This window comes from Sphingobacterium sp., from assembly GCF_032065005.1.
Lineage (GTDB): Bacteria > Bacteroidota > Bacteroidia > Sphingobacteriales > Sphingobacteriaceae > Sphingobacterium.
The window spans coordinates 1-14053 of record NZ_DAMBMM010000007.1 but is presented as its reverse complement, the minus strand read 5'-3'; the positions used below and the strand labels follow the sequence as shown (position 1 = coordinate 14053).

The window sequence follows — 14053 nt, the reverse complement described above, 5'->3', positions numbered from 1 at the left end:
ATTTAGGGTTTAAATGATACCATATTTGAATAACACATAGCCTGTGCCAATTGTTAGCATCGGCAGGGCAAAAAGCATGAGGATAATACTGCCCAGATGCAGACCCCAATAGGATACAATCCGTGCAGACTGCGGATCTGAAGCTTCATAAACCACAGGAACCTTTTCACCAACTTTATATTGAGGCGGATTGGACCTGAAGTTAGGGCTAAAGGGATAAGTCTTTTCTCCCGCTTTTATTTCCATCACAGGTTGGTACATCATCGAAGTACCCTTTTCGTCCGTGGAGCGCACTAATTTGTTCTCTATCACGACAGCACTCCCGTAAACACCTTTCGACAACATTTTCTTTGTCTTTAAATATAGGGAAATCGAAAACCCTAATAGGATCAGCCCCAGAAATAATAATGACCAATGTATAATTGCAGACATATCAATTTACTTTCTTGTTTTCAATAAAGGGAAATTTATCCATAAAATATTCTCCTATAAAGGGAAGAGGCTTCTCCACATTATTAATAGCATGAAGAATGCCAACAATCATCAATATAAAGATTAGCAGACCAAAAAAGTTGAAAATAAAGGCAATAGATGGAGCTACAGCCATTAATATGGACAGAATGAGCACGAAGAGAAAGGAGGAGATGGTTAGCCCCAGACCTTGGCGCAAATGGAAAGCGCTGAATTGATCCCTATTATTCTTCCCAGCAAAATAGGCCAGCAACCAAAGAATTCCCAGATAACTTAATACTGCTTGTGCTTTTGAACTCATATTCCTTCCTGAATTAAATAATTTATGAAAAGACTTTCTCTCATCCAGCTCATAGCGGAACGATCAAGTGCTTTTTTCATCAATTTAAATTTCCTAAACATTTTCGGAAACTTCAATGCACTGTTAAGCACAATCTGTATACAGGCTTCTACTCTGTATATACAAAGTATATACATAAAACGTAACAATCTGGCTTACAGTGCCATAATTCATTGGCTAGGTTTTTGATTCTTTCCTGAAGAAACCATTCTATCAAAAAAAAATAATAGATTGCCAATTCCAATTTTTGTTCAATTATCCATATGAAAAATATCCTGATCCTTTTTCTTTTGCTTAATTCGGTAACCGTTTGGGGACAAAGCCTACTCAATGGCACTGAGGATGTGGTGAAGCAAGTGGAGCTCCTAAACCTGAAAAATCAGGATGATAAATCTTTAGAAATCCTTAACCAAGCCCTTAAGAATCCCGCTAATGGACCGGATGATCTTATCTACCTGAATACCTTCAAGAGTGGAATATTATTGGATAGAGACAGCTTGAAACTGGGTAGTCAGGCCGTAGATATCGTCATCGAGCAACAGGACAAAACCAATAGCCTCATCAGCAAAGCGATGGCTTTAAGAGCGAGAGCATTCTTAAATAGCTACCTAAACCTGACTGACGAGGTGATCAAGGATTCAAAGGAAGGCCTCAAGCTTTTGGAAAACGAAAAGAACGTAGATAATCTTAATTATTATTTCAACTACTTGATCTATGCTACATACACAGGTTGGGATGAAAACGACAAAATGCAGCATTATATCCAAGAATGTGATAAGTACGCCAAAAAGACCAATAATAAAAACTACATCGCCAATGTCCATCTCGGATTTGCCAGTGTGTACTTAAACAGATATAGGAAGACCAATGAACAAAAGGATATCGACAGCAATTTCTACCATCTGGAAAAGGCCTATCAACTCTTTGAGCAATTCCCAGCCGAGGTGAGCAGCAATACCTTTGTGGTGGCATCCATTAACTTGGCCAACTATTATCTGGAGTTTGATAATGGCCCGATTGCCAAGAGAAAAGAGCAAGCCTATAAATACCTGGATGAAGCAGAAATAGAACTTAAAAACGACCGCGCAAGGTTCAGCAGATGGATCAACATATATGGCATCAAAAGTGATTTTGCCATCAAAGAAGGAAATATAGCCTTGGCAGAACAATATCTGATCCAGGGAGTCAGCCGATTGGACTCCCGGAGGGATAATTCCCTGTTCCGATTGGAATACCTGCTCTATAAGCATCTTGCAGACCTCTCTGAAAAAAAGGGAGATATCACTTCTGCGCTGAATTACCAGAAAAAGTCCGAAAGCGTCTTGAAACAGAACTTCGACCAGGAGCAGATTACCAACACCCAAAAGCTGGAAATCCAGTATGAAACCGAGAAAAAAGACCAGCAACTAAAGCTATTGGGCGAAACGGCTGATTTGCGACAAAGACAGAACTACCTCTATGGTGGATTGGCTATACTTGCCACCCTTGGCTTGGCCTTTATGTTTAGGTCCTATCACTTCAAACTTCGTTACTCCATTGAACGCGAAAAAAAATTGGCGATGGAAAAAGAAGATGCTGAGTTGAATGCCGAAATGCAGGTAAAGTTGGAGCGGGAGGAGCAAGCCAGGTTAAAGGCCGAACAGGATCTTTTGGAGCTGAAACATCAACAGCTACAAAAAGAAGCTCTTGCCAATTCATTGATCATTGAACACAAAAATGATATGCTCAAGCAGATCCAATCCAAATTGCAGGATGGTGATTCGCGCGATATTCAACGTTTGTTGCGTGAAGAAACCCTCTTGAATGCAGATTTCGATGATATTAAATGGCAGATCCAGCAATTGCACCCGACTTTCTTCTCTCAATTGATTGAAAAAGCGAACCAAAAACTGACCCCATTAGACTTGCGATACTGTGCTTACATCTATTTACAGATGTCAACCAAGCAGATTGCCCAAGTGTTGCACATTGAAGCCCAGTCAGTCCGGATGTTCAAATATAGATTGAAACAGAAGTTTGGTCTTTCCAAAGACAGTGACCTCGAATCCTTCTTGCAAGAAGTTGGGTCTTAAATATCCTCACCTATGAAAATCACCCTATCTATCAAATGGAGGTATATATCCTTCCTGATTTCGGTTCTTAGCTGTTCATTTTCTACTTCCTGCAAAGCTCAGGTCAACGAAAATTACATTTCAATTGATAAAGTTCCCGAATTGACAGAAAAGGAAAACTATAGTTTCGACATACCATTTCAGCCATCGAAGATAAAAAACGCTGCAAATGGAACGGAAGCTGATATCCTTTATCAAAATAATGATCTCTCATTTAGCTTTTTCAATGACGTTTTGTTCCTCAACCCGCAAAAGGGGCTGATTGTAGGTGGAACCAATCTCAGCATACGTGCTACCACCGATGCGGGGAGAAACTGGAAGGCCTTAGACTTTTCCAGGTTTGCAAATGCTTTCCATAGCATAGCCAAGACCAAAGAGCACATATTTGTATTGGGAGAAAGCAAATATGTCTTTAGGACCGACCATAACCTTGAAAAATGGGAGGTATTCAATTCCCAAACCTTATACCCCGAGGTGGCAAGCATTACTTGGTATAAGCTCCGTTTCTTAAATGATAGTTTTGGAATAGTGGTCGGTCAAAGGAAAGACAGTGGAAGACCTATCATGATGTTGACCAAAGATGCAGGGATCACTTGGGAAGCGATAAATTTGGAAGGGTCTGTTCTCAAGGACTATGCCTTGGTTGAACTATCCATCTTGGACCAAAAGACATGGATTATTTTGGATGATTCCATTGGGATAACCTATATCACAACAGATGCAGGTAAAACCTGGCAGGATATCACTTCCAACATGCAATACAATACAGATGCGACGCTGCGATCCTTATGGTCGGTCAATCCCAATGAATTGTTTGCAGCAGGTTCCAGATCCTTTTGGAGATCGACCGACTTGGCCAAAAACTGGACTAGACTGGATTTCCCAAAACCTTTCAACCCGATCGAGATCTATAACGAAGGCGATTATTTAACCCTTACCGATATGACCGGATTAGGTCAAGATATCTATGTGAGCAGCACGGCTTCCGATAATGACAATGGACGTACAGCCTTCGCCTATAAATTGGATAGAGGAGATATGACATTGAAACCATTATTGCGTTCAGATACCTCCACCTTCATCGGGGAGTCACATGCCATTTATCCTTTAGATAAGGAACATATTTATCTCTTGGACCGGGATAAACTATATCGGGTTCAGGATAAGTAAGCACAAAAAAAAAGGAGGCCATTCAGCCTCCTTTCCCATGAATCATTTATTTACTAATAACCTGGATTCTGTGTCAATCCTCCACCTAAAGATATTTGGGCTGTAGGTATTGGATAGACCATAAACTCCTCCTTGGTTAATGTCTTGTACTTTTTCATCGCCAATTTTGTCCGAACAAAATCGAACCAGGTCTCACCTTCAAACATCAGCTCGCGTTCCTTCTCTTCCTGAACGGCGGTGATGAAATTTGCAAGGCTGCCAAAAGAACCAATTGCTTTGGTTACTCCGGCACGATCCTGAACCATCTTTAACGAATTATAAGCAGCCTGGCTTACGCTATTGTCTACCCTTGCCTTAGCTTCTGCATGGATTAGATACAGTTCTGCCAATCGGATGACCGTAACATTTTGGCTTGAAGGCGAAAAGTTTGGAAACTTACCCATGAAGTAATTGTCATTGCTTCCTTTTTTGATGGTAAATGCTTTTCGCTTATCTGCATCTTCATACAGGTCCAGCACCGTTGAATCCTTTGCGAAGAACAAAACCGATGGATTATCATTGGCTACTGCTGCCAAAGGATTGGTCACTTGGTCATCAAATTGCAGTTCAAAGATTGCTTCATTTGTATTCTGGGTTGTCCAGATGGTGCTGAAGTCTGAAACCAAACTGAAACCTCCCGATGTTATCACTTCATTGGCCAGGTCAGCAGCTTTCTTGTAATCATTGGTAAAAGCAGCTTGGTATAGATACACCTTAGCCAATAAGGCCTTTGCACCCCAATGTGAGGCTCTTCCTCTGCCAGCATCGCCTGAATAAGGGTTTTCCTTCGGCAATGCAGCAATAGCTTCCGTTAGGTCTTTTACGATCTGTGCGTAGGTATCCTCTTTCTTTGCCTGCGGCGTTTTGATATCATCACCTTCCTTCGTCGCTTTTAATTTTAGGGGAACCCTTTCAAAAGCTCTGACCAAGAAAAAGTAATTCAAGGCTCTGATGAATTTTGCCTCTCCGATAAAGATCTTTTTCTTTTCTTCCGAGATCATGGAGCCGTCCATGTTGGGAACCTCATCGATTACATTGTTTGCCGCGTTGATTGTTGCGTACAATGCCTGCCACATATTGGAAGTCCAAGGGTTGATAGCCTGGATTTCATGGCTGGCGAAGGTCTCATACTCTGGATAGACCGCAGAATGCCTTACATGCACTGCTGAAAATTCAGGAACGATCAAAGTGGATTGACCATAGGAAAAAGAATTGGTCATGGTTCTATATGCACCGATTACGGCAGCATTTGCATTTGTTTCCGAGTTGAAAAACTCATCTTCTGCAATCTGCCCCAATGGGTCCTTGTCTAAAAATTTGTTGCATGAACTCAGTGAAACCGCTGTCAATGCAACGAAACATATGGATAATATTCTATTTTTCATTTTCATATTCGCGACTCTTAGAAAGTTAAGTTAATACCTGTTGTGAAAATTCTTGGTTGTGGATAACTTCCATAGTCATAACCGTAAATTAAACCTGTGTTTGCTCCGCCGTGGCTAGAACTTACCTCAGGGTCATATCCTCTATATTTTGTGAATACGTAGGCATTCTGAACCGTTACGTAGAAACGTAATCTCTTCATCTTGATGCGTTCCGCAATCTCGTTTGGAAGGGAATAACCTAAGGTGATATTTCTGATCCTGAAGAATGAGCCATCTTCTACAAATCGTGAAGATACCGCACCGTTGTCTAAGCTTCCCGGTGCCGGTCTTGGAACATCCGTGATGTCTCCAGGTTCGCGCCATCTGTCCACAAAGTCAACAAACTGGTTAGAACTCGGGTTGAATCCCTCTAGACCCGATGCCAAGTTGTAATTGAAGATATCATTGCCATAAGAGAATTGACCTAAAATGCTCAAGTCAAAATTCTTGTATTCAAAGTTATTGCTGATACCACCAAAGAACTGTGGATTAGGATCACCGATCATCACATGGTCTTCGTAATTTGTAGGTGCAACAGCTTCACCATTCTTGCCTAGGTAATCGATCATACCTGTTTGTGGATTAACTCCCAAAGCTTTCCAGCCATAGAATACACCTAATGGCATTCCTGGGATAGCTCTGTTCAGATCGCCCACACCACCGCGCATTTCAGTCAGTCCTTCTGGCAAGGCCAAAACTTTATTTCTATTGAAAGTCATGTTCAGGGAAGTGCTCCATTTGAATTCGCCCACTAAGTTTTTGCTGCTTAATTCAAATTCAAAACCTTTGTTTTCAATGTCTCCAGAGTTGGTGAAACGGTTGATAAATCCTGAACTCGTCAAGATCGGTAGGCCGATCAATAGATCCGAGGTCTTCTTATAATAGTAATCTGCCAAAAGGGAAATCCTATCATTGAAGAAACCAGCATCTACACCCACGTTCCATTGTCTTGTGGTTTCCCATTTCAAGCCTTTGTCACCAAGTACGTTTGGAATAAAACCAGCTTGGCCCATGTAGTTGTTCCCACTTGAGTATAAAGAACGGCTGGCATAGTTACCGATGTTCTGATTACCGGTGATACCCCAACTGGCTCTCAATTTCAAGTCGCTGAAGGTGCTGTTGTCTTTCAGGAAGTCTTCCTCAGAAATCCTCCAAGCTGCAGCCATGGATGGGAAGACCGCCCAACGGTTGTCGGAACCGAAGCGTGATGAACCGTCCATACGAACATTCGCATTTACAATATATTTGTCCTTGTACACATAAGATGCTCTAGCAAAACCCGATGCAATGGCCCATTCTTCTGGGTATGCATTGGCTCCGGTGATCACACCCCCTGCAGTTACATAAGGGATATCATTGTTCGGGAATCCTGTCCTTTGTGCATGGGTAAACTCTAAACGAGAACCTTGAACCGAGAAACCTCCCAATGCATTGATATAATGGTCTCCCATGGTCTTATCAAAGGTCAAGGTCGTCTCATTGATCCATAATTGGTCACGGGTACTTCTGCTGGCACCTATACCACCCTGACTGGCGTATGAACGTAAACCAGTTGGAGGCATAAAGAATGTCTCATCAATAAAGCTTAAATCCGTACCAAAACTTGTTTTCAATAATAGTTCAGGGATGATATTGTATTCTGCACTGGCATTTGCCAAGATGCGGTAAGTCTGTGCCTTATTTGTTGGCAATTCAAGCATGGCAACAGGGTTCTCCCTGGTCAACCTTACTTGGTCATAGTAATAATTGCCATTCTCACCATATACCGGAATATTCGGCGGGGAGAAGATCCCCGATTTGGTCGATCCTTCTTTCGAATTCTCTTCCTGTACACGATGGTTTGTCGCTCTGGTCAAATTGATCGAGGTCGCGAACCTTAACTTGTCACTGTGTTGATGGTTTAAGTTCAAACGGCCGCTTAATCGGTCAAAATCTGAAGAAAGCAATACACCGCCTTGTTTCATGTAACCAACCGAGGTATAATACTGCGTCTTATCACTTCCACCACTTGCTGCAAGCTCGTAGTTCCTGGTTGGAGAAGTCCTGAAAATTGCATTTTGCCAATCAGTATTGATACCTGGATTAGCAAAGATTTGATCAGGGATAGGCTTTGACGGATCTTGCTCTTGCAAGATTCTATAATAGTCTTTCATGTAATCTTGGTACTGTGCCGTATTCATGAAGTCATAATATCTTTCTTTCGGAACTTGGGAGAAACCCTCATACATGTTGAATGTAAACTGGCTCTGTCCAGCAAGACCTTTTTTCGTAGTGATCAATACCACACCATTAGCCGCTCTGGAACCGTAGATGGATGAAGATGCCGCATCTTTCAGGACCTCAATGGATTGTACATCCGAAGGGTTGATGGATGACAGCACATTGATCCCTTGGGTACCACCACCGAAATCAAAAGTTGAACCACCTGTAAAGTTGGTTGTACTGTTCACAGGAATTCCATCCACCACATATAGTGGGTCAGAACTGGCATTGATGGAGGTTGTACCACGAACACGGATACTGATACCACCACCCGGTGAACCCGATTTTTGGGTAACCTGTACACCACCGGCTTTACCTTGGATGGCCTGGGTTACACTGGGCAATACCTCATCTTCGATCTCATTGGCGCCGATACTGGATACCGCCGTTGGTAGGGTTGCTCTTTTCATCGTACCATAACCTACAGCCACGACCTGAACGGATTCAATCGTATTGGTTTCAGTCGCCATCACGACTTGGATATCCTTTCGGTTTCCCACTGTCTGGGTAATGGTCTTATAGCCAACGGACGAAAAGCGGATCCTGCTTTTTGCATCGGCAGCGATCTGGAATTTACCATTTTCATCGGTACTGGCACTTAGATCCGTTCCGACTACTTTTACGGTAATTCCCGGAAGTGGCCCAGATGGTCCGTTGACTGTACCTGTGATCACATTTTGACCAGTAGGTGCTGCAACTGTTGCATCGGTTTGTGCGGTACTGTCGGTCGCAACTGCCGTCTGCGTACTGTCGGTTTGTACTTGCGTACTGTCCTGCAATACAGCAGTGCTGTCTGTTTGGGTCGCCGAACTATCGGTCTGTTCTGTGCCTTCTGTTTCAGCAGCCTCCGTTTCTGGAGTGGCAACCAGCATCTTCACGTCCAACTGTTTTTGGTTGTTGACATGAACTTCCTGTGTGGCAAATCCCGATTTTAAAAAGACCAACATCCCATTTGGGTTGGCCGCGATTTTATACTCGCCATTTTCATTGGATAGCACACTGTTTGTAGTCCCCTGTTCTGTTACCACTACGCCCTCAATGGCTGTTCCAGTGGAGTCAGTAATCTTACCAATGATATCTAAAGAATCAATGGAAAGATGGTTGGGATTGACTTTAAAGTTTGTTTCTAGTTTGTGATTCTTTTCTGTAGCGCTTGCCCGTCCTTGATGGCAAAAGAGCATGAGAGCACATGCTAAGAAAAGCGAACGGTAAAGGATTTGCGTCATATGTTAATTATTTATCAGGGTAATTTTCTTAATAGAATTCCGCTCAAAAGTTGGTTATCAAAACATGTTGCGAGAACAAGAATTAGTGCTTTTTTGACAACCATTATATCAATTTTGTTACATTGATACGTAATACTTAAACGCCAACAAACCTTTTTTGTTGTTAAAAAATGTGAAATAATTAAAATAACAACAATTTAAGACAAAATATACTTTTATTAAATGCTTAATAATTAAGCTAAAAAGGTCAGAATTCCGGCTAGATACTGCAAGCAATAACTCATTCAAAAGCTGTTTTTTCCTGTGAAAACTTTGGATGAGATTTAAGAAAAATGGAGGGGGTTTGGGGAAGGTTCTTCGGGTTTTGTTTTACCCATATTCGAGACATATTGCTAAAATTCGGAATGTGTCTCGAATAAGGTCCAATTCAGATGAAGCACCTATTGAGGGATTTTTTTGGATTAAAAATTGGTCATTATTATTGCCAAAGATTTCGTGCTTGAATAAATTTCCTAGACCGGATCAATATTCAAAAAAAACAGTAGCAGCTTGGGGCCACTACTGTTTCAGATCTTTTATTTTATAGGCGATTAAATACCTAATATTTCTCTATTGAAGTTTTCATCAGCTCCAGTTGCAGCGAAATCGTCGAATGCTTTATCCGTAACTTTGATAATATGGTTCTTGATAAATTCAGCACCTTCCGTTGCGCCATCTACTGAATTTTTCAAGGCACATTCCCATTCCATTACGGCCCATCCATCAAAATCATAAGCAGCCAGTTTACTGAAGATTCCTTTGAAATCCACCTGTCCATCTCCTAATGAACGGAACCTTCCTGCGCGTTCTACCCAGCCAGAGTATCCACCATACACCCCTTGTTTACCTGTTGGGTTGAACTCTGCATCCTTAACATGGAACATCTTGATACGCTCATGGTAATGATCGATATAGCTTAAATAATCCATGCCCTGTAGTAATAGGTGCGATGGATCGTATAGTAAGCAAGCTCTTGGGTGATTGTTTGCTGCCTCTAAAAAGCGCTCATAACTTACCCCATCATGTAGGTCTTCACCGGGATGGATTTCGTAACAAACATCCACGCCATTTTTATCGAATTCATCCAAAATTGGAAGCCATCTTTTTGCTAATTCCTTGAATCCTGTTTCCACAGCACCGGCAGGACGTTGAGGCCAAGGATAGACCATATGCCATAACAAGGCTCCACTGAAGGTCGCATGGGCATTCAGGCCGAGGTTAGCCGAAGCTTTGGCCGCTAACTTCAATTGGTCTATAGCCCATTCGGTTCTGGCCTTAGGGTTATTTCTATATTTTTCAGGAGCGAATCCATCAAAAAGTTTATCATAAGCAGGATGAACCGCCACTAACTGCCCTTGAAGGTGGGTAGATAACTCTGTTATCTCAACCCCTTGTTCTTTAAGTTTTCCCTTGATTTCATCTGCATAGGTTTTGCTTTCCGCAACTTTCTGCACATCAAAGAAGTTTGGATCATTAGTCGGGATCTGTACACCTTTAAAACCCAATGAGCTCGCCCATTTACTAATGGTTTCTAAATTATTGTACGGTGCTTCATCGGCTATAAATTGGGCTAGGAAAATGCCCGGTCCTTTTAATGTTTTCATAAAAAAATAGTTTGACTAAATATAACAATTCAATCTGTTATATAGTGTATTTGAAACACTAAATTCTATTTCAGTAACAAATCATTTGCAAAATCTGTAGGTCTTTTGCCTGTCGTTTGGAGAAAGGTGTTGGAAAAGGAAGCGATGCTTTTATAGCCTACGGCATAACTAATTTCGCTGATGCTCCTTTCTCTGGCAAGGATTAATTCGATGGAGCGTATGATGCGGGCAGTCTTGACAAATTGCAAGAATGAGGTATGCAGATGCTGCTCAAACAAACGACTCAAGCTACGCATACCGAGATTGAACTTTTTCGCAACGACTTCCAATCGAAGATCGGTATGGAGCATATTGCTGATATAGGAAAGGATGGGCTTGAGTTGATGTTGGTTGGATGTTGGCAGGGCTAAACTGAATCGCATGGGACTCAATTGAGGAAGTAGCTGCACCAAGGAATGAAGGAAGCTGTGTTGTTCCTCACCTTTGCTGAAAACGGAAGTCCCGCAGAATTTTAGGCTTTCAATAATCAGGGGATGCGCTGGGAAAATCCCGATTTCCTGATGGAAAGGTTTGAGCTGCTTTTTACTTAATGGGATGTACAGGTTCCGGACCAATACATGCTGTTCACGTTGATGGCTAAATTTATGTTCCAAATGTGGAGGTATCCAAACATAGTGATAGGAAGGGATAAAATAAGCCTTTTCTCTTGTGTGCAAATAGGTTAGACCACCCTCCAAAAGGGTAAGCTGGGCTTTGGCGTGGGAATGGAAATCGAAATGTTCGGGTTTCATCTGAAATGTCAAGACCTGCTGGTCCTCTGTACTTACCCATTTTAAGAAATCCTTTTCCATAGTAAGGTCAAAGATAGAAAGGTTTGGCTAGAAAAATATAATTTATGGCCAATTATATAAAAAATAGCTAGCAATATTTGGGGACCTTTGTGCCTCAATATGAATATGAATAAAATTTGGACGCGGGATTTTATATTATCCTGTTTAGGCTGCTTCTTTCTTTTTGTAAACTTCTACATGTTGTTATCCTCTATGCCATTGGCGATCAAACAGCATATGGGCGGTACTGCCCGAGACATGAGTTTGGTGGTTTCTATCTACCTTCTCGGGATTGTGCTGTTACGTCCATTTTCTGGGGTGATTTCAGATCGAATCGGATCTAAAAAGATCTCCATTATTACCATGTTTTTATTTGTGGTCTGTTCCTTTATGTACCTTGGAATACATGCCATCGTACCTTTATTGCTCGTTCGGATGATACATGGGGTTTTCCATTCGCTTTCCACAACGGCACATGCCGCTATGGCCATCAGCATGGTTCCCAATAGCAGGAAGGGCGAGGGAATTGGCTATTATGGCTTGGCGATGAGCCTTTCCATGGTGCTAGGTCCAGCTTTGGGTTTATATATCCTAAATTCATTTGGCTTTGAGGTCTTGATCATTGTGGCGTCAATCTTCTCGGTCATAAGTTGGCTGTTGACCTTGTTCATAAAAAATCCACATACAGTTAAACAAGCAGTATCTGCTAAAGTTGGCAAGCAGAAATTCAGTTTTTCAAACTTTATTGAGATGAAGGCTGTCCCGGTCTGCATTTCAGCGATGTTGTTTGCTTTCTCTTATTCCTCGATTATCTCCTTTATGGCGGTTTATACGACCGAGTTAGGTATGCCGATAGCGGCCATGTACTATTTTATCACCTTCGCTATCAGCATCATGGTAACCCGTCCCATCATCGGGAAGTTATTGGATTCCAAAGGACCTAGTTATTTGATTATCCCTTCATTGATCATATTTGCCCTTGGACTGATGATCATGGGATCGGCTACTTCCTTGTTCCAGATCTTATTGTCCGGTGTGATTTTAGGGGTTGCTTACGGTGCTATATTTCCTAGTTTCCAGACCATCACCATCAAATTAAGTCCGCTGGACAAAGCCGGTTCGGCTACAGCCACCTTCTTTCTGTTTTATGACAGTGGATTTGGATTGGGAGCCTTTGTCCTGGCCGTCGTGGCATCCTATTTTGGCTATGCAAAAATGTATATGATCGTAAGCGGGTTGATCCTCTTGACCTTGCTTTTATATTATCTCTTATATCATCGAAAACAACAGACCTCAATAGCGAATTAATTAATTCAATAGCGATTAAGGCACCTTTAGAAATATTTTTCAAAGGTGTTTTTTTTATCCAATTTTATGCCCTAACTCTTGGTTATGAGCCTAAAAACGATAGAATGTTATTCTTTTACAAGGGCTTCATTTATTTACTTAACAGTTCTTGGCATAATGATTGGAAGTATGCCCGAGGAGTAAATTGAAAATTAATATAGAAACTATTTTACAAGCATTATGAAAAAGTTAATGATTTTGGGGTTAATGGCAATAGGATTGGCTTCTTGTAGCAAGGAGACGTTAAACTATGCTGAACGTGATACTGCATTGAATTTACTTCGTGCAAACAAGTGGTTTTCCGTAGTGGAAACGACCAAAGAAGAGGGTAAAGAACCAGAGGTAGATACCTTGGTAGGTGACGATGAAACACAATACATCGAATTCAGGGCAAACAACAATGCATACATTATGCTGAAGGATGCAAATTTTGCGCCTGCAATCCCTTATTCAATGCCAGAGAAGAAAACGTTGATTTTTGATGGGGTAACTTATCAAATCCAAGAGAGCTTGATTGGTTCAATCAAGAAATTTACTGGTGTCAATGTAACTGGTACAACAACTAGAACAATAGTATTTACGAGACGTTAGGTTAAACTTAATTTTGAGAACTGGCACATGCGTTTTACGGGTGTGCCTTTTTTGATTTTAGGGCTAGCCAAATGGTTTTCTTCGTTACTTTTGAAGCCCAAAAGTAACCAAAACCGACGAAGGAGCTCACGGATACCATAAACAACTCGAATCCGTAACGCTTCGGCTCATTTAAGATGGCTTTTCGCACCATCCATCACACATGAAAAGAATGCCTTGATGTCGAGGATGCCGTTCTTCAAAATTCTCCCTTTTGATGGGAGAATTTCTTGAAAGCATCCAAGGCCAAACCCATCGCACAGGGCAACGGCATTCTTTCCATTTTTCCGCCATTGGAAATGAGCCGGGGGCAAAGAGCTTCCTTCGGAAGGTGAAATGTTTGTAGAAAACCCCTAGCGGGGTGGAATATTTTTCTATACTCTTTTTGTGTCACCCTGAGGGCTCCCCGAAGGGTCTCGGAACTATCCAAACTTCATTTGAAATAGTTTTCTCATCTTACGATTTCGAAATGACGCGATCCTAAAAAAATAAAAAATAGATTCTACGTTTCACTCTGAATCCCTCTTTAGCGCATTTTTATTCTGAACGATCAGTGAGGA

10 protein-coding genes are annotated in these 14053 nt (G+C 41.6%); 4 read left to right on the top strand and 6 right to left on the bottom strand.

Features of this window, described 5'->3' with window-relative positions; translation table 11 throughout:
* Window positions 1-9: 9 nt before the first annotated feature.
* Together RT138_RS12095 and RT138_RS12090 are read right to left on the bottom strand one after the other, a co-directional pair.
* Complete coding sequence (locus RT138_RS12095) at window positions 10-432, bottom strand: DUF3592 domain-containing protein (RefSeq protein WP_313190889.1); 423 nt, start codon at window positions 430-432, stop codon at window positions 10-12.
* A 1-nt stretch (window position 433) separates the two neighbouring features.
* Complete coding sequence (locus RT138_RS12090) at window positions 434-772, bottom strand: DUF4870 domain-containing protein (protein WP_313190888.1); 339 nt, start codon at window positions 770-772, stop codon at window positions 434-436.
* A 302-nt stretch (window positions 773-1074) separates the two neighbouring features.
* Between RT138_RS12090 and RT138_RS12085 the strand changes: the two genes are divergently transcribed.
* Both RT138_RS12085 and RT138_RS12080 read left to right on the top strand, forming a co-directional pair.
* Complete coding sequence (locus RT138_RS12085) at window positions 1075-2883, top strand: hypothetical protein (RefSeq protein WP_313190887.1); 1809 nt, start codon at window positions 1075-1077, stop codon at window positions 2881-2883.
* 12 nt (window positions 2884-2895) lie between these two features.
* The gene (locus RT138_RS12080) at window positions 2896-4092 is read left to right on the top strand and encodes a YCF48-related protein (RefSeq protein WP_313190886.1); all 1197 of its coding nucleotides are present in this window, start codon (window positions 2896-2898) and stop codon (window positions 4090-4092) included.
* Between the two features lie 53 nt (window positions 4093-4145).
* Here the strand turns inward: RT138_RS12080 and RT138_RS12075 are convergent, their stop codons facing one another.
* The 4 genes from RT138_RS12075 to RT138_RS12060 all read right to left on the bottom strand — a co-directional run bounded on the left by RT138_RS12075 (window position 4146) and on the right by RT138_RS12060 (window position 11537).
* Window positions 4146-5516: a RagB/SusD family nutrient uptake outer membrane protein gene (locus RT138_RS12075; RefSeq protein ID WP_313190885.1), complete on the bottom strand. Its 1371-nt coding sequence runs from the start codon at window positions 5514-5516 to the stop codon at window positions 4146-4148.
* Window positions 5517-5533: 17 nt separating this feature from the next.
* Entirely contained in the window at window positions 5534-9043 is a 3510-nt protein-coding gene (locus RT138_RS12070; RefSeq protein WP_313190884.1) for a SusC/RagA family TonB-linked outer membrane protein, read from the bottom strand.
* A gap of 590 nt (window positions 9044-9633) precedes the next feature.
* On the bottom strand, window positions 9634-10686 hold the full coding sequence (locus tag RT138_RS12065) for a sugar phosphate isomerase/epimerase family protein (protein WP_185212871.1): 1053 nt from the start codon (window positions 10684-10686) through the stop codon (window positions 9634-9636).
* Between the two features lie 65 nt (window positions 10687-10751).
* A complete protein-coding gene (locus tag RT138_RS12060) occupies window positions 10752-11537 on the bottom strand; it encodes an AraC family transcriptional regulator (protein ID WP_313190883.1) in 786 nt (261 codons plus the stop codon).
* A gap of 99 nt (window positions 11538-11636) precedes the next feature.
* Between RT138_RS12060 and RT138_RS12055 the strand changes: the two genes are divergently transcribed.
* On the top strand, window positions 11637-12824 hold the full coding sequence (locus tag RT138_RS12055) for an MFS transporter (protein WP_313190882.1): 1188 nt from the start codon (window positions 11637-11639) through the stop codon (window positions 12822-12824).
* Between the two features lie 219 nt (window positions 12825-13043).
* The gene (locus tag RT138_RS12050; protein ID WP_254526671.1) at window positions 13044-13454 is read left to right on the top strand and encodes a hypothetical protein; all 411 of its coding nucleotides are present in this window, start codon (window positions 13044-13046) and stop codon (window positions 13452-13454) included.
* Window positions 13455-14053: the final 599 nt, after the last annotated feature.

What these genes read in the sequence shown, in the direction of transcription:
- RT138_RS12095 (WP_313190889.1), bottom strand. Translation starts at nt 432, where the DNA reads ATGTCTGCAATTATACATTGGTCATTATTATTTCTGGGGCTGATCCTA.
- RT138_RS12085 (WP_313190887.1), top strand. Translation starts at nt 1,075, where the DNA reads ATGAAAAATATCCTGATCCTTTTTCTTTTGCTTAATTCGGTAACCGTT.
- RT138_RS12060 (WP_313190883.1), bottom strand. Translation starts at nt 11,537, where the DNA reads ATGGAAAAGGATTTCTTAAAATGGGTAAGTACAGAGGACCAGCAGGTC.
- RT138_RS12080 (WP_313190886.1), top strand. Translation starts at nt 2,896, where the DNA reads ATGAAAATCACCCTATCTATCAAATGGAGGTATATATCCTTCCTGATT.
- RT138_RS12075 (WP_313190885.1), bottom strand. Translation starts at nt 5,516, where the DNA reads ATGAAAAATAGAATATTATCCATATGTTTCGTTGCATTGACAGCGGTT.
- RT138_RS12065 (WP_185212871.1), bottom strand. Translation starts at nt 10,686, where the DNA reads ATGAAAACATTAAAAGGACCGGGCATTTTCCTAGCCCAATTTATAGCC.
- RT138_RS12050 (WP_254526671.1), top strand. Translation starts at nt 13,044, where the DNA reads ATGAAAAAGTTAATGATTTTGGGGTTAATGGCAATAGGATTGGCTTCT.
- RT138_RS12055 (WP_313190882.1), top strand. Translation starts at nt 11,637, where the DNA reads ATGAATATGAATAAAATTTGGACGCGGGATTTTATATTATCCTGTTTA.
- RT138_RS12090 (WP_313190888.1), bottom strand. Translation starts at nt 772, where the DNA reads ATGAGTTCAAAAGCACAAGCAGTATTAAGTTATCTGGGAATTCTTTGG.
- RT138_RS12070 (WP_313190884.1), bottom strand. Translation starts at nt 9,043, where the DNA reads ATGACGCAAATCCTTTACCGTTCGCTTTTCTTAGCATGTGCTCTCATG.